Raw genomic sequence first — 20,224 nt, 5'->3', positions numbered from 1 at the left:
AATTAAGTACGATAGCTTGCATTGATCCGGACATAATCATAGGTAAGGTCACATCCCCATGCTTTCCCTGTTCCATTCCCGATATTTAAATGAATAGTGATTTCCACTTTTTCATTATTTAAATATTGACTTAATAAGTTCTCATTATAGTTCGTCGGTTCACTGTTCGTAAGTAAGGCATATGGCCCAATAGAAATATCAATCGCTTGTGGATTTAGAGTAATTTCACTTCTCCCAATCGCCATCATTAACCGTCCCCAATTAGGATCAGAGCCATAGACCATTGTTTTTACAAGATCTGAACCTACTACGGTTTTCGCACATTTTCCGGCTTCATCATCCGAAATGGCCCCTTTGACATTGACTTCTATTAATTTGGTTGCCCCTTCTCCATCCTTTGCAATCATAATCGCAAGCTCTTCACACACCTGTTTCAGAAGCTGGATAAAGGTCTCCCACTCATCATGAGAAGGTGAAAGTGACTCGTTACCTGCCAAACCGTTCGCCATCACTAATACCATATCATTCGTTGATGTATCTCCATCGACTGTAATTCGGTTAAATGTTTCATTCGTTACTTCCCGTAAGGCCGTTTGTAAATGCTGATGAGAGATGGCTGCATCTGTTGTGATAAATCCGAGCATCGTCGCCATATTAGGTGCGATCATACCAGAACCCTTTGCAGATCCTCCCATCGTAATCTTTTTGCCGTCGATGTAGGTTTCATAGCAAGTCGATTTTCTACAGGTATCTGTTGTTAAAATGGATTCATTAAAGTCATCGGCTGCTTGATTCGTTTTTGTTGGTGCCAGCTTTTCAATACCTGGAATAATTTTATCCATCGGCATTTTCTCTCCGATTACTCCAGTTGAGGCAACCGCTACATAATGCTTCTGTATGGAAAATCGATTGGAAACCGATTGCTTCATTGCTTCAGCATCCAAATATCCCTGTTTTCCCATGCAAGCATTTGCGTTTCCACTGTTTATGATCACGGCTTGAAGCTTGCCTTCTATCGCCAAGCTTTCTTTTGTAACAAGAAGAGGAGCTGCAATGATTTGATTCAATGTATAGACAGCGGCTGCTTCTGCAGGAACTTCACTATATAAAATACCTAAATCATTTCGTTTAAATTTTACTTTTGTATGAAGACCAGCCGCAGAATAACCTTGAGGTGATATAATACTCCCCTCCGTCACTTTAGAAATTGCTTGTTTACTAGCTATTTTCATTCCAAACACTCCTCTAAAACTCGTCTATGGATAAATAGGACTAAATTGTAGGCCTAATGTTTCGTCTAATCCGCACATGATATTCGCATTTTGAACGGCTTGACTGGCAGCGCCTTTCATTAAATTATCAATAACGGAAACAATGGTAACCCTTGAAGTACGCGGATCAAAACCAATTCCAATATCACAGTAATTGGAGGCTGCCACCTCTTTTGTCGTCGGAAAGATGCCAAGATCTCTAACTCTCACAAATGGTTCATTCCCATAATATTGTTGATAGAGTTCCCAAAGCTCTTTTTCTGTTACGGGGGCATCAATCGTTCCATACATTGTTGTCATAATGCCCCTCGTCATCGGAACCAAATGGGTTTGAAATGTAATCGGTGATTCATAGCCTAAGCTCCCTAACACTTGTTCAATTTCAGGAATATGTTGGTGTTGATTTACTTTATATACTTTCAGATTTTCATTTAATTCACTATAAATCGTTGCGAAGCTTGCCGATTGACCTGCTCCAGATACCCCTGATTTGGCATCTATAATAACAGAACCTTCTTTGAGTAACCGCTCTTTAACCATTGGGGCGAGACCTAATATTGTGGCTGTTGGATAGCAACCTGGATTGGCTATAAACTTTTTGCCCTTTACTTTCTTCCGATCCAGTTCCGGAAGAGAATAGACAGCTTCCTCCATCCAGTTTTGTGGAGCGGCTTCTTTCTTATACCACTTTTCATATTTCTTCCGATCCTTTATACGAAAATCACCTGATAAATCAATCACGGCACAGCCACTCTCTAAAAGCTCTGGTGCCAATTTGGAAGAAATTCCGGAAGGTGTGGCTAGAAAGATAAGATCTGTTTCTTTTGCCATTTTTGCTGGATCAATCTCTTCTAAGTTTTGTGGGAATAGCCCAGTTAAATGTGGATAATGTCCCTCTATGTTATTGCCTTCTTGAGAGGATGTGTATAAAGAGACAATGGTGAATTTTGGATGGGCATCTAATATTCTCAGTAATTCCGCTCCACCATAGCCTGTTGCCCCCACAATTCCTACTTTCATTGATCTCACTCCTATTAATCGACCATAATTGTATATTCATAGTATATCTTTATAAACGGATATTCATCTAACAGCGATCAATACTATGTTATTCATAATGTTTATTGGATATTTATTATTATACTGTGAATAAAAATAAATACAATAGTATATTTATAACTTTTTTAGAAAAATTTTTGTGTAGCTTATGTTTCAAAGTAAAAAAACCCCCAACCACCCTAAATGGGGTGTGCTGAGAGTCTAAGTTAGATTATTCATCATTTGATTGCGTATGTTTAATAAGAAGAATTGCTTTGCCATCCGTCTTTTCATCAATGATAAAGGAGCCATTTGAATATCGATCATTGAAACGCAGTGTTGAAATCGGGATACTTTCTTCTTTCCCCTTCTCTGTCAATAAGATAAGTTCATCATGATCATCCACCATTGTCATTCCAATCAAGCGATGGGGATTATTTTTTAATTCCCTTAATGCGAGCAGGCCCCGTTTTGCTCTTGACGATTTCTCAAATTCTGAAAGCTTCATTTTCTTAACGGCTCCACGCTGGGTAGCAATACATACACCTTTCTCGGAAGGTTGAATATCTGTTGGGATACTTTCTGCTCCAATCACAAAATCTCCCTCTTTTAAATTAATCGCTTTGACGCCTGCCGCTCTAGGTCCCACAATTCCTACTTCTGCTTCAGAATACCAAAGGATATAACCAAAATGAGTGGCAATCATGAAATCCTTTGTTCCGTCCGTTAAAAAGACTTCAACCACATCGTCCTCTTTTTTTAAGTTGATGGCCACAAGGGGACGAGAATAGCGCATTGCTTTATAAGCCGAAAGCGAGCTTTTCTTAACCATTCCATTTCTCGTCATGATGACAACATTGACCTGCTCGTCAAATTCTTTTACATGGATCGCTTTTACAATTTCTTCATCCCGTTCAATTGGAATAAGAGAAGCAATATGTTGTCCCATGTCCTTCCATCTTATCTCCGGTAATTCATGAACGGGGAAAAATAAATAATTTCCTTTGTTTGTAAAAATTAATAACGTATCCGTCGTATTGACCTCTTGCTGTAATAAAAGTCGATCTGTTTCTTTCATCGCAAGATCTTGACCATTAGAGGCCGAAAAAGAACGAAGGCTTGTTCGTTTGATATACCCTTCCTTTGTAACCGTTGCGATCACATCTTCGCTTGGAATCATCACTTCAAGATTTATTTTGATTTCAGAAATTTTCTCTTCTATTATAGTCCTGCGCTCGTCTTGATACTTTTTCTTCACTTCTTTCAGCTCTTTTTTGATCACAGCTAAAAGCTTTTGATCACTTGCCAAGATGGCTGACAACTTGCTAATAGTCTTTAATAATTCTTCCGCTTCGGCTTGTAGAGCCGTTACATCTGTATTAGTTAGACGATAAAGTTGCAGAGAGACAATCGCTTCCGCTTGTTTTTCGGTAAAGGCAAATTTTGCGATTAAATTATCTTTGGCATTTCGTTTATCTTTGGAAGCTCTAATGGTGGCGATCACTTCATCAAGTACAGAAAGTGCCTTCATCAGCCCTTCCACAATATGATGTCTCTCCTTTGCTTTCTCAAGATCATGACGGGATCGATTGATGATCACTTCTTTTTGATGATCGATATAAGCGTCCAACAATTCACAAAGTCCCATTAATTTAGGACGACGTTTATCAATCGCCACCATATTAAAGTTGTAATTCACTTGTAGATCACTATTTTTAAATAAATAATTTAAGACACTTTCAGCATCTGCCTCTTTTTTTAACTCGACAACAATCCTGAGACCTGTTCGATCTGTTTCATCGCGTACTTCAGCAATGCCTTCCAGTTTGCGATCTAAGCGAAATTCATCCATTTTTTTGACAAGACTGGCCTTATTTACATCGTAAGGTATTTCTGTAATCACGATTTGTTCTCGACCGCCCCTAATCGTTTCTATTTCAGTCTTGCCTCTTACAATCACTCTTCCTCGCCCGGTCTCATAAGCTTTCTTAATGCCTTCTACACCTTGAATAATGCCACCTGTTGGAAAATCAGGACCTTTTATTACTTTCATTAAATCATCTACTTGGGAAGTCGGCTTATCCATTCGCATAATCACGGCATCGATTACCTCGCCAAGATGATGGGGAGGAATTTCCGTTGCATATCCTGCCGAAATTCCAGTAGAACCATTCACAAGTAAATTGGGAAAACGAGCTGGAAGGACAATCGGTTCCGAAGAGGTGTCATCAAAGTTCGGAATAAAATCAACCGTTCTTTTTTCAATATCTCTTAAAAGTTCGGAAGCGACTTTCGATAATCTCGCTTCAGTATAACGCATAGCCGCCGCTGGATCCCCATCAATACTTCCGTTGTTTCCATGCATATCTACCAGCATTTGGCGAAGCTTCCATGACTGGCTCATTCTTACCATCGCCTCATAGACAGAAGTATCACCATGAGGATGATAATTCCCAATCACATTTCCGACTGTTTTGGCTGATTTTCGAAACCCTTTCTCCGCTGTGTTTCCTTCCATATGCATCGCATATAAAATTCGGCGTTGAACAGGTTTTAAACCATCCCTTGCATCAGGTAATGCACGATCTTGAATAATATATTTACTGTATCGACCAAAACGGTCGCCAATCACTTCTTCCAATGCTAAATCTTGAAATTTTTCTTGACTACTCACACCCCAAGGCCTCCATCCAACGTCAAATTGTCATTTTCTAAAATGCTATGATCTTCTTCCATCCCAAATTGGACATTATTTTCAATCCATTTTCGGCGTGGTTCCACTTTGTCACCCATAAGTGTTGTGACCCTTCTCTCTGCACGGGCAATATCATCAATCGTGACGCGAATCAACGTTCTTGTGTCTGGATTCATCGTTGTTTCCCATAGCTGGTCTGCATTCATCTCACCAAGCCCTTTATAGCGCTGGAGCATATAACCTTTCCCAACCTTTTTCATCACGCCATCCAACTCATCATCGGTCCATGCATACTCGATCCTTTCTTTTTTTCCACTTCCTTTACTTACTTTATAAAGAGGTGGCAAAGCAATAAACACTTTTCCCGCTTCAATTAAAGGTTTCATATACCGATAGAAAAATGTGAGTAATAATACTTGAATATGAGCTCCATCCGTATCTGCATCCGTCATAATCACGACTTTATCATAATTCACATCTTCTATATTAAAATCAGGGCCAACACCAGCACCGATTGTATGAATAATCGTGTTGATCTCTTCATTTTTAAAAATATCTTGTAGTCTTGCTTTTTCCGTGTTAATTACTTTTCCCCGAAGAGGAAGAACGGCTTGAAATTTCCGATCTCTCCCTTGTTTTGCTGAGCCGCCTGCTGAGTCCCCTTCCACTAAATAGAGCTCGTTTCTTTGTGGATTTCGCGATTGGGCAGGAGTCAATTTACCAGAGAGAATCGCTTCTGTTTTACGGCGCTTTTTTCCGCTACGAGCTTCTTCACGGGCTTTTCGAGCAGCTTCTCTTGCTTGTGAAGCTTTAATCGCCTTTTTTGTCAACAAAGAACTAACATCATGATTTTCTGCCAGAAAATAGGATAAGTGTTCAGATATAACGGTGTCAACTGCCGATCTTGCCTCCGCTGTACCAAGTTTACCTTTCGTTTGACCTTCAAACTGTAACATTCCCTCTGGAACTTTAACAGAAACGATGGCAGCCAATCCTTCTCGTATATCTGTTCCTTCTAAATTTTTATCTCTTTCCTTTAATAGACCCGTTTTTCTGGCATAATCATTAAAAACTCTGGTCATAGCGGCTCTTGCCCCTGCCTCATGGGTACCGCCATCTTTCGTCCTTACATTATTGACAAAGGAAAGTATGTTTTCTGAAAAACCATCATTGAATTGAAAGGAAAATTCCACCTCAATGCCATTTGTCTCGCCTTCAAAATAAGTGACTGGATGTAAAGTGTCCTTTTCTTCATTTAAGTATTCAACAAAGGCTTCAATCCCATTTTCATAGAAAAATACATCCTTTTGATCAAAGCGGAGATCATTAATTTCTATCTTCAGCCCCTTTAATAAAAAGGCCGATTCCCGCAGTCTTTCACATAATGTATCATAATTAAATTCAATCTTGCCAAATATAGATGGATCAGGTTTAAAACGAATCTTTGTTCCACTTTGTTTAGTTGGCCCGAGTTTTTCAAGTGTTGTTTCAGGTTTGCCACCATGGTGGAATCTTTGCTCATAAATAAAGCCATCCCGTTTGATCGTGACAATCAACCATTCTGACAAAGCATTTACAACAGAAGCACCTACACCATGGAGGCCACCGCTCGTTTTATAACCGCCTTGTCCAAATTTCCCCCCAGCGTGCAAAACAGTCAGAATGACTTCTGTCGTTGGTCTGCCTGTATGGTGAATTCCAGTTGGCATACCACGACCTTTATCTTCTACCGTAACACTTTGATCCCGATGAAGGGTGATAATAATCTCACTTCCATATCCAGCTAACGCTTCATCGACTGAATTATCCACTATCTCATAAACCAAATGATGCAATCCGCGGGCATCTGTTGACCCGATATACATCCCTGGGCGTTTTCGTACGGCTTCTAAACCCTCTAATACTTGAATAGAATCATCATTATATACATAATCTTTCTTTAAATTATTCGTCACCTAAATTCCCCTTTCAACTCTAAAACAAAAACAAACGAACGTTCCCTTACATATCATATCATATGAAGGCATATATGTCCTATTTTATATCTGAATGATCACTTTTGGCAAATGGCTATGAGGGTTTCGCGGTTAAGGCGAAAAAAATAAGCGCCCTTTGCGCTTATTTTATCCCAACATAGCATGTTCCACTTTGATGCAGCGGTTCATAATAACGGTATATCCTTTTTCTGTTAAAAAGTCATAAGCTTCTTGATTCTCAATACCAAGTTGTGCCCAAAAAACGTCTGCATCAATCTCATCAAATTCCTTTGCAAGCTCGGGCAAATGTTCCGGACGTCTGAAAATGTTCACAATATCAACATGTTCTTGAATGGCTTTTAAAGAAGGAACAGCTTTCACACCCAAAACCTCATCCACTGTCGGATTAACTGGTATAATATCATAGCCAGCCTCCTGCATCGCTTTAGCCACGGAATACGAAGTCCGATCTGGTTGGTCACTTAATCCTACGACCGCAATTGTTTTTGCTTTCTTTAAAATTTCACCAATTTCCTGGCGATCTGGATTTTGAATGGTCATAAAAAACTCTCCTCACCATCTTTGATATAATCTAAATGTTAATGTATTTAGTTACAAGATTTCAAGTGTTAGCACCCCAAAAAAAAGAGACTAAATGAAAAAATGTTTTTTCATTTACAGAGTCTTCATGGTACAATGAGTGAGCAGAGATTGTTCTATTTTGGATAGACTGAAGTGCATTTTAAAAAGGAGCCACGCTTATGCAATATGTTTTCATACTTTTAATCGCTTATGTGATCGGATCGATCCCTTCTGGGTTGATTGTTGGAAAAGTATTTTATGGAATAGATATAAGAGAACATGGAAGTGGAAATTTAGGAGCAACGAATTCATTTCGTACATTGGGGAAAAGAGCAGGATCGGTCGTTGTTTTAGTAGATATATTGAAAGGGACATTCACTATTTTCCTTCCGTTTATGTTTGGAAGTGATCTCCATCCGTTAATTTCGGGGATTTTTGCTGTAATTGGGCATATGTTTCCTCTTTTTGCAGGTTTTCGTGGTGGGAAAGCCGTTGCCACTTCGGGGGGGATTTTGTTAGGCTATGACCCCATTCTTTTTGTTTCTCTAGTTGTTGTTTTCTTAATTAGTTTAAAGCTTTCGAAATATGTATCCTTATCCTCCATCATTGTCGCGTTGTTTGCCATCTTATATACCTTATTTACAAAAGATCTTTTTCTCATGATCATTGTTACCATCCTTGCCGCTTTTGTCATTATACGTCATCGAACGAATATCAAAAGAATTCGAGATAAAACAGAACCAAAAGTGAAATGGCTGTAACCTAAAACTATATCATGGGCTGCATGTGAAGGAGGATTGTATGAAAAACAAAATATCGTTTATAACGATATCCATTCTTTCCCTGTTGATTTTCGTCAGTATCGGTTTATTGATTTATAAAAATTCCACCTCCTCTGCATATAAAATGACTTGGCATTCCCAAAGTACTTTTGCACATGAGGCAAAACAATATGAAACAGAGGCTGTAATTGCCGGAATTGGTGATATTTTGATTCATGACAGGGTCTACAATGATGCGAAAACAAATAATGGGTATAATTTTGAGCCGATACTGAAGCCTGTATATTCTTTATTGCAAAAGCCTGATTTCTTAATCGCCAATCAGGAGTCTATTCCAGGTGGATCGGCATTAGGACTCTCTAGCTACCCATCCTTTAATAGTCCCCATGAAATCATCGATGCGCTCATGGAGGCTGGCGTGGATATGGTAACAACAGCCAATAACCATATGCTAGACAAAGGGGAAAAAGGAATACTAAGTGCGATCGATTATTACGAACAAAAAAAATTACCGTATACAGGAACCTTTAAAAGCCCGGAAGATAAAAAAACAATTAGAATAATGAATGTAAAAGGGATTCAAATCGCTGTCTTGGCTTATTCATACGGAACAAATGGAGTACCCATTCCGGAAGGCAAAGATTATCTCGTCAGCTTGATCGATCCAAAACAAATGGAAAAAGATATAAAAGAAGCGAAAGAAAAAGCGGATATCGTATTACTAGCTTTACATTGGGGAAAGGAATATGAACGTGAGCCAAATCAAACACAAAAACAACTAGCCCATCAAATGATGGAGGCAGGTGCTGATATTATTTTTGGTTCTCATCCGCATGTTTTACAACCGATAGAATGGATCGATAAAGCGGATGGAACAAAGGGTGTGGTCATTTATTCTTTAGGCAATTTTTTGTCCGGGCAGAATACGGAAAATGTGTATAAGGATCTCGGTGGAATGTTTGAAGTGACCCTGAAGAAAAAAGGGAGCGATTCAAAAAGCAATACAACGATAGAGAATATTGACTTTCATCCTACCTTTAATGCCAGCAAACAAGCTAGTACCTATCGTGTCTACCCATTGGATAACGCGAACGAAAAAGGATTGACCAACAGAACAGGCAATGAAATAAAACAATTTATGCTGCCGAAATAAAAAACAGAGCTGTCCCATCCTTCATGTAGAACGGTTTGTATGGAACAGCTCTGTTTTATACTATTGATATTGGTAGTTCGGTTCATCTTGCTTCTCATTATAATCAACCACTAGATCATGCCCATCAAAGTACCATATATCTCGAGCTTCAATGAAATAGGTGATGCCATTTTTATTCATCTCGACGCCCGGATCCATTGGTTCTTCTTTATTCACTCCTAATGAAAAGCCTTGCTGCACGGGGCTTGATCCACCGTAGCGGACATAAAAACGGACATAGTCATCTGTATGTAGATGCATCTCTGACTCAAACCAATCAGCTGCTCTGTCAGTCAGTTGTATTTTCATTTATAAAACCTCCCATCCTCTATTCATCAATCAAGCTGTATCTTTGACAAAACCTGATCAAGCAGGCCTTCCTTTTGTAAAATTTCTATCTGTTTATCTCCAAGTAGATCAAAATGGGAATAACCATCCATTCTATAATGGATCCATTCCTTTTTTAATTGATGACTTTTTCCCCAATCTGCAAGCTTTTCCAAGTCGGAGCAGCCTACCTTTGTTACCGTCTTAGAGTTCGGGAAGCGATCATCTATCCAATAATGAGTGAGAAAAGCTATTTTCCCCTGATCAATTTCTTGCTTCCAATGTTTGAGTTCCTTTTTTGTTATTCCGAAGGCCATTTACTTAAGTCCTTCTATATGCGGATCTTTTTTAGCTTTCAAATAGGCTTGGTGCCAGTCGGGATATAATTTACGTAAAGAAAGGGGTTTAAAGGTATCTTTTTTGACGCATACATGCTTTGAAAATCCAGTTACCACTAGATTGTCATGATTAGAAAAAATTTTATAACCGTACGTTGTTCTTAACCCATTATAATCTTCAATCCAAGTTTTAATCGTAATATCATCCCCATATTTAACGGGGTGATGATAGGAAACCTGAATATCAATCACAGGGGCCAAAATACCATCCTCCTCCATTTTTGTATAATGAAAACCCAGGTCTTCCATTAATTTTGTCCTTCCAATTTCCATCCAAATAAGATAATTAGCATGATATACAATCCCCATTTGATCCGTTTCCGCATATCGAACCTCTATATTTGTTTCTGACATAAACATATGATTTCACCTTCTTTGGGTTGCAGAATCAGGTCACAAAGGCGTTACGGTTGTTGTCGCGAATTTAGCCTTTGCTCCTTTTCTTATGTTAATTCTATCACATTCTTTTGATTTCTAGAAAGAAAAAGGGTTTAAGAAAAGCGCAAGGCGCCCGTAATCGTCGACAAGCAAATAACCTGAGACAAGAAAAGTCCGGTCTTGACTTTTATTGTCTCAGGTTATTTGACCTCGAGCCGATGGCGCCTGGAGCTAGATCCAAACATTAGCCAATTTTTATACTTTCCTATCCCGCAAAAAAAACCGGCATAAATGCCGGTTTAAATATTATTCATAACGATTTTCTTGAGCATTCGCCTCGTCTTTTATTTCTTCCCGCATACCTTCGAGACTTTGACGCCGTCTTTCATTTTTCTCGGAAATTTTTTCTTTTTGTTCACCTTCAGAAAATTCCATCGCTTCTTCTGCTTCTTCCATATTCTCAATCGTATTATCAATCATTTCTTGCAGTTTTTCCACATTGTCGCTACGATCATCAGGCTTGGGTTGATACTTATCGTTTTCCACAATAAAACACCCCTTCTCGGATGATAAAATTTTTATTCCCCTTTAGTTTGAATCACATCGGGACTTTTATTCGTTTTATTCGCCATCTTTTTTCCTTTATTAGCGTCAATTGCCACACTTTTTTCTCCAAGATGATCCGGAGTAAAGTTTTGTTGACTTCTGTTTGGTTTGCTCATTACTACTCCCCCTTTCCGTTATATTTTTAACGGAAAGAGGGAGATTTATGAGGATTATTTAAGCTCTTTTTGAGTGCTTTTCTTCCAATTTTGTTTCTATTTTTTCAATTGCTTTGGCATCTTTCATCAAAGCTTGTTTATTTTCTTGGACAAGATCCGAAAAAGATTTTCTGCGTATTTTTCTCATTATGTATCACTCCTTCACCGTATCTTTTTACTACTATTCACAAAAAAGGAACTGACTAAACCAAATTTTCAAACTTTTTATTTTCTGAAGAAAACACTTTGCCTTAAAAACTGTCTGCAAAGTGCTTTCTTACTTGTAGGGATGCACTGACTTCCGCGTTGACGTGGTCAGATTTAGCGGAGGACCCTCATCCTGATAACAGCTATTTTTATCGACTTTCTGAACATCTTTAAGCTAGTTTACCGCGAAGAACCAGTTGTAAAATTCCGCCATTACGGTAGTAGTCTATTTCTACTTCCGAATCAAAGCGAACCAATACTTCAAATTCTTTCTTCGTACCATCTTCGGAAATGGCTGTTACTTTAACGATATCACGTGGTTTGACTTTTTCATCCACATGGACATTGATGACTTCTTTTCCAGTCAAGCCAAGCGTCTCCGCATTTTCACCTTTTTTGAATTGTAGTGGAAGTACACCCATCATCGCTAAATTAGAACGGTGAATTCGCTCAAAACTTTCCGCAATCACGGTTTTAATTCCTAAAAGATTGGTACCTTTTGCGGCCCAGTCACGTGAGGATCCCATACCATAATCTTTTCCAGCGAGTACAACAAGACCGGTACCCTCTTCTTTATAACGCATGCAAGCATCATAAATAGGGATAATGTCTTCTGTAGGCCAATAGGTTGTGAATCCACCCTCTGTACCTGGAGCAATTTGATTGCGAATCCGAATATTGGCAAAAGTTCCACGCATCATCACTTCATGGTTACCCCGACGAGAACCGTACGAGTTAAAGTCACGTGGTTTTACACCTTTTTCAATGAGGTATTTTCCTGCTGGAGTATCTTTTCCAATCGCCCCTGCTGGAGAAATATGGTCTGTTGTAACAGAATCCCCAAATTTACCCACAACTCTTAAACCAGTAAGTGGTTGAACCGTTTCTAGGTCATCAGATAAATCTTCAAAGAACGGTGGATTCTGGATATAAGTGGAATCTTTATTCCATTTATATAAAGGATCATTACTTGTTTTAATTTCGTTCCACCGTTTGTTGTCATCAAAAACATGTTCATATTCTTTGCGGAAAAGCTCTGGTGTAACTGTGCTGCGTACAGCCTCAGCTATCTCCTCTTTGGATGGCCAGATATCCTTCATGAACACATCATTTCCATCTTTATCTTTTCCAAGCGGTTCATGATTCAAATCAATATCAACTGTACCTGCAAGTGCGTAAGCAACAACTAGTGGAGGTGATGCTAAATAGTTCCCTCTAACAAGTGGATGGATTCGGCCTTCAAAATTACGGTTACCTGAAAGGACAGATGTAACAAGTAAGTCACTATCCATGATCGCTTTTTCAATTTCTTCTTTTAAAGGACCAGAGTTTCCAATACATGTAGTACATCCATAACCAACCAAGTCAAAGCCAAGTTTTGATAGATAAGGCATTAAGCCAGCATCACGTAAATAACCCGTTACTACTTTGGACCCTGGAGCAAGCGAAGTTTTGACATACTTCGGCACTTCCAAACCTTTTTCGACCGCTTTTTTCGCGAGTAATCCGGCTCCAAGCATCACGTATGGATTCGAGGTATTGGTACAGCTTGTAATCGCCGCAATAGCTACAGCACCTGTTTTCATAGTGACTTTGTCACCATTATTAAATTTAACGGTTGCTTCTTTTTCAATTTCTTTTGCTGTTAACCCAAAACCTTGATTTCCTGCTGGTGCTTGAAGAGCATCTTCAAAAGATGTTTTCATTTTTGATAGTGGAATCAAGTCTTGAGGTCGTTTTGGACCAGATAGATTCGCTTCGATTTCTGATAAATCTAACTCGACAACATCTTTATAAACTGGATCCTCTTTATCAACAGTGAAGAATAGATCATTTTGTTTTAAATATGTTTCAACAAGTTGTATTTGTTCCTCCGGGCGTCCAGTAAGGTGCAAATAATTTAATGTTTCATCATCTACAGGGAAAAATCCACATGTAGCTCCATACTCTGGTGCCATATTGGCAATCGTTGCCCGGTCAGCTAATGGTAATGTAGCAACTCCTGGACCGTAAAATTCAACAAATTTCCCCACTACCCCGTGTGATCGAAGTACTTGCGTCACTTTTAAAGCAAGGTCAGTGGCTGTTGCTTCATTCGGTAATTCACCTGTTAATTTAACTCCCACTACTTCAGGAATTGGAAAATAAGATGGCTGACCAAGCATACCAGCTTCAGCTTCAATTCCGCCAACACCCCAGCCAAGTACGCCAATACCATTAATCATCGTTGTATGTGAGTCAGTGCCAACTAAAGTATCAGGATAGGCCTCAAAATCTCCATCTGGCGTTTCAACCGCATGGACCACATTAGCTAAATATTCAAGATTCACTTGGTGAACAATACCTGTTGCAGGTGGGACAGCACGATAATTTTCAAATGCCTTTTGTGCCCAACTTAAAAATTCATATCGTTCAGCATTTCTTTCGAATTCAAAATCCATATTCGTTTGCAGAGCTTCTGGTGTTCCATAGGAGTCAACCTGAACAGAGTGGTCAATCACTAAGTCAACCGGAATTTCTGGATTAATTTTTTCAGCATCTCCACCCATGTCAGACATTGCTTTTCTAAGTGAAGCAAGATCGACGACAGCAGGAACTCCTGTAAAGTCTTGCAAAATAACGCGGGAAGGCTTAAATGGAACTTCCCCATCATTTTTACTATCTTCCGCCCATTTTGCTAAATCTTCAACATGAGTTTTTTGAATCACTCGTCCATCCATTTGCCGGAGTACAGATTCTAATAAAACTTTAATCGAATATGGTAGGCGTCCTACTTTTGCGACACCTGCTTCCTCTAAGGCGGATAAGCGATAGTAGTGATACCGTTTGCCGTTCAATTCGAATGATGAACGGGCCTTAAAAACATCATTTTTGGATTGTAATCCCATAAAAAAACCCCCATCTCCTAATAAATCAAACCAAATTTCCAATGACGCGGTTTGAATTCGCTAACCTTTACTCAATACTATCTTATAATAATTATCGTTATAAGTAAATATTAAGAAAGTTATGGTTTCCAATAAAAATTACTTATCCTATTCAAAAACTAGCATTCTATAATCCATCAACCATCATATCAAAAAAATAAGGAGAAGAAAATAAAAATGAACTATTCGGGTTATACTATCCCATTCTACAGCTACAGGTATTCCTTGAAAGAAAGTAGCATCCAGTATGTCCAAGGTAAAATTATTCAAAATTTTCTATAATGTTTATCGTGAGTACGATCGGTAATAATAAAAGCAAGCTTGATAAAAAATCATTAATTCTAAGGAGATGAGTGATAATGACCTTTTTGTTATACCTAATCATTGGTGGAATTATTGGCTGGATTGCAAGTTTAATTCTTGGAAAAGATGTTCCTGGAGGAATTATTGGAAATATTATTGCAGGAATTGTTGGAGCTTGGATAGGAGGCGCCCTGTTTGGAGACTGGGGACCGCAATTGGCAGGCATGGCTATTATTCCAGCCTTAATTGGATCATTGATTCTTGTTTTTGTTTTAAGTTTGATTCTTGGCGCTGTTGCTAGAGGTAAAAACAATACGTAACAAGTTAAAAACGGGAGAGTCATTCTCCCGTTTTTGATTATAAAAAATTATTGAGAAACTTTGTTTTCGTATTTTTCTTTATATAATTCCATATAATAAAGAACATCTTCAACATATTGGTCACTGTGATTATAAGCAAAGACGGCCTTATCCACTTCTCCATCCGCTGCACCAGAATGCGCCAAAAAATTAGCGGCGCTAAAAATAGCATCCTCAATATCCCAAGGATCTGCCTTCCCATCCCCATTCGCATCTATTCCATATCCGTTATATTTTTTTATAATGGCTGGATTCATTTTATCCTCATCCGGAATCTCCCCTTTTCCTAATCCTTCACAGCTTGGATGGGACCAGCCTACAAAAGTACAAGGCATAAACTGCATCGGGCCTTCTGCCCCAGCCGGTGATAACATAGGATCCATCGTGGAAAAAATGGTCTCGACTCGATGATGAGCGGCTAATAAATACCAAGGAACGCCGAATTCTTGCTCTGCTGCTTTATAGATAGGGATAAATTCTTCAGGTATAAGCGGTTTCTCCTCATTTTGCTCTTTTGTATATAAATGGCTTATATAAATACTAAATAACAGAATCATGACAAACGGAATAAGTAAAAAACTTAAGATGATTCTTCTTATAGTGGATCGAGATTTCTTTTGATTTATTCCTTTTTTACGGCCTTTTTTCAAGCAAACATTCTCCTTATCCTTATCCAACCAAGACCTGGTAGAGAATTATTCCTACTCTACTCTACATAAAGCCTTTTGAAAAATCAATAAGAAAAGCGCAAGGCGCCCGCCTATCGGCGACAAGCAAATGTTCTGAGACAAGAAAAGTCCGGTCTTGACTTTTATTGTCTCAGGTTATTTGACCTCGAGCCGATGGCGCCTGGAGCTAGATCCAAACATTAGCCAATTTTTCTTTCTTACCTTTCAAAAAAAGATTGTCTAAAAGGCATCACCATGACTCCTTTTAGACAATCCTAACCTTTATTCAAGCACTTTAATTTTTACAGTACGAACACCAAATTTGATAGCATCTGCTTTAGAAGGGATAAACAAATCAATTTTGTTTCCTTTAATAGCTCCACCTGTATCTCCAGCAACAGCCGTACCATATCCTTCTACATGAACTTTTGAACCGAGCGGGATTACTTTAGGGTCAACGGCAATGACTTTTTGATTCGGATTCTTTTTAAGATCTAAACCTGTCGCCGTTATACCTGAACAGCCATTACATGAGGCTGTATACGCTGTAGCGGTAACCGTCATCTCTTTTCCTTCGGGTTCATGATTAGCCTGGACTTGTTCCGCTTTCTTCGTTGAAACTTGTTCCGTTTTCTTCTCTACTTTTTGTTGAACTTGCTTCGTCTCTTTTTCTGAATGATTCTCTTGTATTGTAAGTTCTTGTCCCGGATGAATCGTATCAGAATGGAGTTGATTCCATTCTTTTAATTGTTGAATCGTGACGTGATAATGATTAGCAATTTTCCAAAGAGAATCACCAGCTTTTACTTTATATATTTCTTCTGCTCTAGGAGCATCCAGTTCTAATGTTTGATTAGGTAAGATCACGTCGGAAGATAAATTATTTAGCTCTTTTAGTTGTTCGACCGTTGTCCCTTCATTTTGCGAAATACTCCATAAGCTATCACCTTCTTGAACTTCATATGTAGCCGCTGATACGCTATTTATCCCAATACCGGTAAACGTAACGGCTGCTGCTAGGGCGATTAAAGACTTTTTCATGCATATCCTCCTTTTTTGTTGTTAGTCTATTTAACTAACAGGTCTTATCCTAACAGAGGATTATAACAATGCAGTAACAAACCAATTTTCTTTTGTTTACAATCCGATTGCAATCTAAAAAATTTCGTTTATTTATTGGTAGATATGGAAGGAACTTCCTTTTCTCACTCAGAAGAAGCCATCATTCCAAAAAAGCCCAAACTTTCCTGGCGCCGACACCGACCAATCCATTTGAACGTAAAATATGACAAGGAGGGATCATAATGAATTTACTCGAAAGCAAAATCCCGGTTTATTTTTCTAGTATTTTAGCCGGATTTGCTGTGATCGGCTTATTGTTTGTTCCCAATGTCTCAGACATGCTTGGACCAGTCTCAAGCATCCTAATGACGATGTCGGTCATTTTAGTCTTGCTTTTCGCAGCAGCCATTATTTTAAAAGGGCTATTCACCTTGTTTAGATCGTTTATTAAACAATAGATACTTCCTTGTCTAACGGTTAAAAATCCCTATTTCATCTGTGCGAAAATAGATGAAATAGGGATTTCTTTCACTTCACAACTACGTTTCGATAAAGTAACACATTCACGATTACGGAAGCGAGCCAAATCATGATGATAAGAAGACCTAAAGCAAAATAGGAGAGTTTAAAAGCGAATACTGAAAAAACAAGTAAGCTCAGAGAAATAAACCAAGCAAAAATTAAGGTTGCTACATAATATGTCTTCTCCAATCAATCACAGCCTTTTAAAATTTTTTTGTTCACAATCATTAGAAAGCAAAATCTAAGTGCTTGTTTTTATAATTTTGGATTCGATATAATGTATAAAAAGAAGTAACGATTTTTGTAAGGGGTGAAAACATGCTTCACGGTTGGTTTTTATGGTTTATACTCTTCTGGGTTATTATCTTGATCACCTTAATGGGGATAGGTGGATTTTTTATGTTTAGAAAGTTTCTTAAACGCCTTCCCAAAGAGGATGGGAAATCCGATCTCGATTGGGAAGAGCATTTTGTCAGACAAACAAAGAAACTATGGACACCAGATAAAAAAGCTCTGCTTGATGAACTAGTCAGCCCGGTACCCGAGTTATTCCGAGATGTTGCAAGGCAAAAAATTGCTGGGAAAATTGGGGAAATCGCCTTGCAAGAAAAAGTCAAAAAGATTGATCTAGATGTGTTGATTAGAGGATATATCCTCGCAACCCCTAAACGCGACCATAAATTTCTAAGAAAAAAACTAGAACAATTAAATATTGATATCGCCCCATATGAACATTTTTTTTAGCTGTATCACCTCCAAAGAAAAAATAGGTTTGAATCAAACCTATTTTTTCTTTATACAACTAAAACCCTACGAAATCACCGAATAGTAATTGAAAAAGTCCTGTTATATAGGTCAATCCATCAAAGAAAAGCAATATTCCGATGAAAATCATAATAATGCCGCCAATTTTCATGATTTTCACATTATGTTTCCGGATCCAGTTCATTCTGCCAATAAAAAAGGATAGAATAAAGAAAGGAATCGCGAAGCCGAGTGTATAGGCAATCATATACACTACCCCCGCACTCGGATTTGTTGCAATTAGTCCAAAAACAATTCCAAGGATTGGACCTGTGCAAGGTGTCCAGCCAGCCGCAAATGCCATCCCAATTAAGGAAGAACCAAGATAGCCTGCTGGTCGATTTTTAAACTCAAAACGTCTTTCCTTCATCATAAAATCAAAGGAAATCACTCCAGTGACCACTAAACCAAAAAACACAATGAAAATGGCACCAACTTGCCTAATGAGGTCTTGATATGTCCTAAAAAAATTGCCTATGAAAGAAGAACCAAAGCCAAGGACAATGAAAATAATCGAAAAACCTAGTAAGAAGAAAAGCGTATGCAACATGCTGCGGCGCTTAAACATCGCATTTTCGCTTTTTATTTCACTTACAGACATTCCCGTAATATACGATAAAAATGCAGGATATAAAGGTAAACAGCAGGGGGAGATAAAGCTTAAAAAACCTGCACCAAAAGCTAGAAACAAATTAATATCACCGGACATAACATGCAACTCCCATAATGATTTGTTACCATTCTAACAAATAATCCCTTTCAACGGGATAGGGATGATCGGAATCTTCTATGAAAAAAAACAATCGTTACAAACTTATGAACACTTCCCGTATGACAATGAGCAAAAAGGCCATTATAATTCCTCCATCTATTGTAGATACATTCCTGAATTCAACCTTTTAAAAGCACAAAAACCACGCTCTCTGCTGAATCTGTCTAACAGAAAAAGTGGTTTTGGAAAGATTAATCCAGTCAAGGAAAAAATCTTGTGAAGGATTAATCTAAAGTTTTAAGTTTTCGTAATTTCAAATAATGGATACCTGTAAAACCTGTCAGAATCAAGGGTTACTTGTCCATTTGTTTATTCATCGCATTCATCATTTGATTGATTTTCTTTTGAGATGGTTTCATCCCCATTTGCATCATCATCATTTTTAACATTTGCTCATTGATTGGTGGATTTTTCTTTAAATAATCCATCATATATTTTCGGGCGATGAAAAAGCCGAGGGCGAGTCCTCCCAATAGGCATAAAAAGCCCGTTAACACAAATTGCCACCACATAGGTTATCCTCCTTCAAGTTGTCTACCATTCAGTTTACTAAATCCCTGAATATTATACAATAGATTCCCCATTTCATACATATTTTCTTTCTTTAATTGGCTTAACCCATCCGTAATGATTATGTTTCATATCCATCGCTAGAAATCTACCATCAAATTTACGTAAAACTTCAAAAAAGCTTGATTCACTGTCATATCCACCCCAAGCTTTCAAGTGTATAAATCGTTCTTCAATCGTTAATTCCGCCCCATCCTTTTTATTGGCATATTCCTTACAGTACGATTTTCCTTTGATAAAAAATTCTCTTTTTTCTACTGAGTGTGATAAATGCTTATGAAGATCTAAATAAGGTAACGGTCTTGTTATGTAGTTAATTTGCTTTCTGATAATTTCTAATAAATCGCCATTTGACCGCCTTTCTGCTTTGAAAAGTTCGACAATCTTACTTTCTCGGCCATAAAAATATTCAGCAAATTCATCCTCTATTAAATAAATCAAATAGATTCTCATAATCCTTCACTCCTCAGCCTTGTTTTTGTTCTATTGTAGACGAGGTCATATAAATTTTTTGTCTAATACTGTTACATTCACAAAAACTTTTGATTTATTTATCCCGACTTAACTGGCAGTAAGCCCCCACTGATTGAGGTTTCACTTTATGTTTTCTATGAGTAGCTAATTTCTTCC

Annotated in this window: 22 protein-coding genes; 5 read left to right on the top strand and 17 right to left on the bottom strand. The window is 38.2% G+C overall.

The features are described 5' to 3' along the window. Positions 1–2 precede the first annotated feature (2 nt). From argJ to MUB24_RS10160, 5 genes are all read right to left on the bottom strand, one after another. Positions 3–1,232, bottom strand: coding sequence for a bifunctional glutamate N-acetyltransferase/amino-acid acetyltransferase ArgJ (argJ, locus tag MUB24_RS10180; RefSeq protein ID WP_244703678.1), 1,230 nt, complete (start codon positions 1,230–1,232; stop codon positions 3–5). Between the two features lie 24 nt (positions 1,233–1,256). Further along, complete coding sequence (argC, locus tag MUB24_RS10175) at positions 1,257–2,291, bottom strand: N-acetyl-gamma-glutamyl-phosphate reductase (protein WP_244703677.1); 1,035 nt, start codon at positions 2,289–2,291, stop codon at positions 1,257–1,259. A 250-nt stretch (positions 2,292–2,541) separates the two neighbouring features. Continuing rightward, positions 2,542–4,983 carry a DNA topoisomerase IV subunit A gene (gene parC, locus MUB24_RS10170; RefSeq protein WP_244703676.1) on the bottom strand — a complete coding sequence of 814 codons (2,442 nt, stop codon included), beginning with the start codon at positions 4,981–4,983 and terminating at the stop codon, positions 2,542–2,544. Next, positions 4,980–6,959 carry a DNA topoisomerase IV subunit B gene (gene parE, locus MUB24_RS10165; RefSeq protein WP_244703675.1) on the bottom strand — a complete coding sequence of 660 codons (1,980 nt, stop codon included), beginning with the start codon at positions 6,957–6,959 and terminating at the stop codon, positions 4,980–4,982. The genes parC and parE overlap by 4 nt, the downstream gene beginning before the upstream one ends. Before the next feature lie 168 nt (positions 6,960–7,127). After that, positions 7,128–7,541 (bottom strand): CoA-binding protein, encoded by a 414-nt coding sequence (locus MUB24_RS10160; RefSeq protein ID WP_244703673.1) that lies wholly within the window; start codon positions 7,539–7,541, stop codon positions 7,128–7,130. Between the two features lie 200 nt (positions 7,542–7,741). On the opposite strand from MUB24_RS10160, the gene plsY reads away from it, so the two are divergent. Together plsY and MUB24_RS10150 are read left to right on the top strand one after the other, a co-directional pair. Next, a complete protein-coding gene (gene plsY, locus MUB24_RS10155; protein ID WP_244703671.1) occupies positions 7,742–8,323 on the top strand; it encodes a glycerol-3-phosphate 1-O-acyltransferase PlsY in 582 nt (193 codons plus the stop codon). A gap of 40 nt (positions 8,324–8,363) precedes the next feature. Beyond that, positions 8,364–9,497, top strand: coding sequence for a CapA family protein (locus tag MUB24_RS10150; protein ID WP_244703669.1), 1,134 nt, complete (start codon positions 8,364–8,366; stop codon positions 9,495–9,497). Positions 9,498–9,557: 60 nt separating this feature from the next. Here the strand turns inward: MUB24_RS10150 and MUB24_RS10145 are convergent, their stop codons facing one another. The 7 genes from MUB24_RS10145 to acnA all read right to left on the bottom strand — a co-directional run bounded on the left by MUB24_RS10145 (position 9,558) and on the right by acnA (position 14,495). After that, positions 9,558–9,845 carry a HesB/YadR/YfhF family protein gene (locus tag MUB24_RS10145; protein WP_244703667.1) on the bottom strand — a complete coding sequence of 96 codons (288 nt, stop codon included), beginning with the start codon at positions 9,843–9,845 and terminating at the stop codon, positions 9,558–9,560. Positions 9,846–9,871: 26 nt separating this feature from the next. After that, the gene (locus MUB24_RS10140; protein ID WP_244703666.1) at positions 9,872–10,180 is read right to left on the bottom strand and encodes a hypothetical protein; all 309 of its coding nucleotides are present in this window, start codon (positions 10,178–10,180) and stop codon (positions 9,872–9,874) included. Further along, a complete protein-coding gene (locus MUB24_RS10135; RefSeq protein ID WP_244703664.1) occupies positions 10,181–10,621 on the bottom strand; it encodes an acyl-CoA thioesterase in 441 nt (146 codons plus the stop codon). It abuts the gene before it with no gap. Positions 10,622–10,945: 324 nt separating this feature from the next. Next, positions 10,946–11,185 (bottom strand): small acid-soluble spore protein Tlp, encoded by a 240-nt coding sequence (gene tlp, locus MUB24_RS10130; protein WP_313898440.1) that lies wholly within the window; start codon positions 11,183–11,185, stop codon positions 10,946–10,948. A 32-nt stretch (positions 11,186–11,217) separates the two neighbouring features. Next, entirely contained in the window at positions 11,218–11,361 is a 144-nt protein-coding gene (locus MUB24_RS10125) for an acid-soluble spore protein N (protein WP_244703662.1), read from the bottom strand. A gap of 58 nt (positions 11,362–11,419) precedes the next feature. Further along, the gene (locus MUB24_RS10120; RefSeq protein ID WP_244703659.1) at positions 11,420–11,548 is read right to left on the bottom strand and encodes an FbpB family small basic protein; all 129 of its coding nucleotides are present in this window, start codon (positions 11,546–11,548) and stop codon (positions 11,420–11,422) included. A 229-nt stretch (positions 11,549–11,777) separates the two neighbouring features. After that, entirely contained in the window at positions 11,778–14,495 is a 2,718-nt protein-coding gene (gene acnA, locus MUB24_RS10115) for an aconitate hydratase AcnA (RefSeq protein ID WP_244703656.1), read from the bottom strand. 398 nt (positions 14,496–14,893) lie between these two features. Between acnA and MUB24_RS10110 the strand changes: the two genes are divergently transcribed. Then, on the top strand, positions 14,894–15,157 hold the full coding sequence (locus MUB24_RS10110) for a GlsB/YeaQ/YmgE family stress response membrane protein (protein ID WP_244703654.1): 264 nt from the start codon (positions 14,894–14,896) through the stop codon (positions 15,155–15,157). Positions 15,158–15,204: 47 nt separating this feature from the next. Here MUB24_RS10110 and MUB24_RS10105 read toward each other — a convergent pair whose 3' ends face one another. Together MUB24_RS10105 and MUB24_RS10100 are read right to left on the bottom strand one after the other, a co-directional pair. Then, on the bottom strand, positions 15,205–15,846 hold the full coding sequence (locus MUB24_RS10105) for a lytic transglycosylase domain-containing protein (protein ID WP_396426728.1): 642 nt from the start codon (positions 15,844–15,846) through the stop codon (positions 15,205–15,207). A 300-nt stretch (positions 15,847–16,146) separates the two neighbouring features. Beyond that, positions 16,147–16,905 carry a 3D domain-containing protein gene (locus MUB24_RS10100; RefSeq protein ID WP_244703652.1) on the bottom strand — a complete coding sequence of 253 codons (759 nt, stop codon included), beginning with the start codon at positions 16,903–16,905 and terminating at the stop codon, positions 16,147–16,149. Between the two features lie 263 nt (positions 16,906–17,168). On the opposite strand from MUB24_RS10100, the gene MUB24_RS10095 reads away from it, so the two are divergent. Together MUB24_RS10095 and MUB24_RS10090 are read left to right on the top strand one after the other, a co-directional pair. Continuing rightward, complete coding sequence (locus MUB24_RS10095) at positions 17,169–17,384, top strand: hypothetical protein (protein ID WP_244703650.1); 216 nt, start codon at positions 17,169–17,171, stop codon at positions 17,382–17,384. A gap of 382 nt (positions 17,385–17,766) precedes the next feature. Continuing rightward, positions 17,767–18,192 (top strand): DUF2621 domain-containing protein, encoded by a 426-nt coding sequence (locus MUB24_RS10090; RefSeq protein WP_244703649.1) that lies wholly within the window; start codon positions 17,767–17,769, stop codon positions 18,190–18,192. 58 nt (positions 18,193–18,250) lie between these two features. Here MUB24_RS10090 and MUB24_RS10085 read toward each other — a convergent pair whose 3' ends face one another. The 3 genes from MUB24_RS10085 to sirA all read right to left on the bottom strand — a co-directional run bounded on the left by MUB24_RS10085 (position 18,251) and on the right by sirA (position 20,047). Then, positions 18,251–18,961, bottom strand: coding sequence for a cytochrome c biogenesis CcdA family protein (locus tag MUB24_RS10085; protein ID WP_244703648.1), 711 nt, complete (start codon positions 18,959–18,961; stop codon positions 18,251–18,253). A 356-nt stretch (positions 18,962–19,317) separates the two neighbouring features. Next, positions 19,318–19,536 (bottom strand): YneF family protein, encoded by a 219-nt coding sequence (locus MUB24_RS10080; protein WP_158323652.1) that lies wholly within the window; start codon positions 19,534–19,536, stop codon positions 19,318–19,320. 73 nt (positions 19,537–19,609) lie between these two features. After that, positions 19,610–20,047: a sporulation inhibitor of replication protein SirA gene (gene sirA / locus MUB24_RS10075; RefSeq protein ID WP_244703647.1), complete on the bottom strand. Its 438-nt coding sequence runs from the start codon at positions 20,045–20,047 to the stop codon at positions 19,610–19,612. Positions 20,048–20,224: the final 177 nt, after the last annotated feature.

This window comes from Lederbergia sp. NSJ-179 (genome assembly GCF_022867885.1).
GTDB lineage: Bacteria > Bacillota > Bacilli > Bacillales > Bacillaceae_C > Lederbergia.
This window is presented reverse-complemented; position numbering and strand designations above follow the sequence as displayed.

Excerpts from the sequence above, each read along its gene's own strand:
- argJ (WP_244703678.1), bottom strand. The coding sequence starts at position 1,232 with ATGAAAATAGCTAGTAAACAAGCAATTTCTAAAGTGACGGAGGGGAGT.
- argC (WP_244703677.1), bottom strand. The coding sequence starts at position 2,291 with ATGAAAGTAGGAATTGTGGGGGCAACAGGCTATGGTGGAGCGGAATTA.
- MUB24_RS10160 (WP_244703673.1), bottom strand. The coding sequence starts at position 7,541 with ATGACCATTCAAAATCCAGATCGCCAGGAAATTGGTGAAATTTTAAAG.
- plsY (WP_244703671.1), top strand. The coding sequence starts at position 7,742 with ATGCAATATGTTTTCATACTTTTAATCGCTTATGTGATCGGATCGATC.
- MUB24_RS10150 (WP_244703669.1), top strand. The coding sequence starts at position 8,364 with ATGAAAAACAAAATATCGTTTATAACGATATCCATTCTTTCCCTGTTG.
- MUB24_RS10145 (WP_244703667.1), bottom strand. The coding sequence starts at position 9,845 with ATGAAAATACAACTGACTGACAGAGCAGCTGATTGGTTTGAGTCAGAG.
- MUB24_RS10140 (WP_244703666.1), bottom strand. The coding sequence starts at position 10,180 with ATGGCCTTCGGAATAACAAAAAAGGAACTCAAACATTGGAAGCAAGAA.
- MUB24_RS10135 (WP_244703664.1), bottom strand. The coding sequence starts at position 10,621 with ATGTTTATGTCAGAAACAAATATAGAGGTTCGATATGCGGAAACGGAT.
- MUB24_RS10125 (WP_244703662.1), bottom strand. The coding sequence starts at position 11,361 with ATGAGCAAACCAAACAGAAGTCAACAAAACTTTACTCCGGATCATCTT.
- MUB24_RS10120 (WP_244703659.1), bottom strand. The coding sequence starts at position 11,548 with ATGAGAAAAATACGCAGAAAATCTTTTTCGGATCTTGTCCAAGAAAAT.
- acnA (WP_244703656.1), bottom strand. The coding sequence starts at position 14,495 with ATGGGATTACAATCCAAAAATGATGTTTTTAAGGCCCGTTCATCATTC.
- MUB24_RS10110 (WP_244703654.1), top strand. The coding sequence starts at position 14,894 with ATGACCTTTTTGTTATACCTAATCATTGGTGGAATTATTGGCTGGATT.
- MUB24_RS10100 (WP_244703652.1), bottom strand. The coding sequence starts at position 16,905 with ATGAAAAAGTCTTTAATCGCCCTAGCAGCAGCCGTTACGTTTACCGGT.
- MUB24_RS10095 (WP_244703650.1), top strand. The coding sequence starts at position 17,169 with ATGAATTTACTCGAAAGCAAAATCCCGGTTTATTTTTCTAGTATTTTA.
- MUB24_RS10090 (WP_244703649.1), top strand. The coding sequence starts at position 17,767 with ATGCTTCACGGTTGGTTTTTATGGTTTATACTCTTCTGGGTTATTATC.
- MUB24_RS10085 (WP_244703648.1), bottom strand. The coding sequence starts at position 18,961 with ATGTCCGGTGATATTAATTTGTTTCTAGCTTTTGGTGCAGGTTTTTTA.
- MUB24_RS10080 (WP_158323652.1), bottom strand. The coding sequence starts at position 19,536 with ATGTGGTGGCAATTTGTGTTAACGGGCTTTTTATGCCTATTGGGAGGA.
- sirA (WP_244703647.1), bottom strand. The coding sequence starts at position 20,047 with ATGAGAATCTATTTGATTTATTTAATAGAGGATGAATTTGCTGAATAT.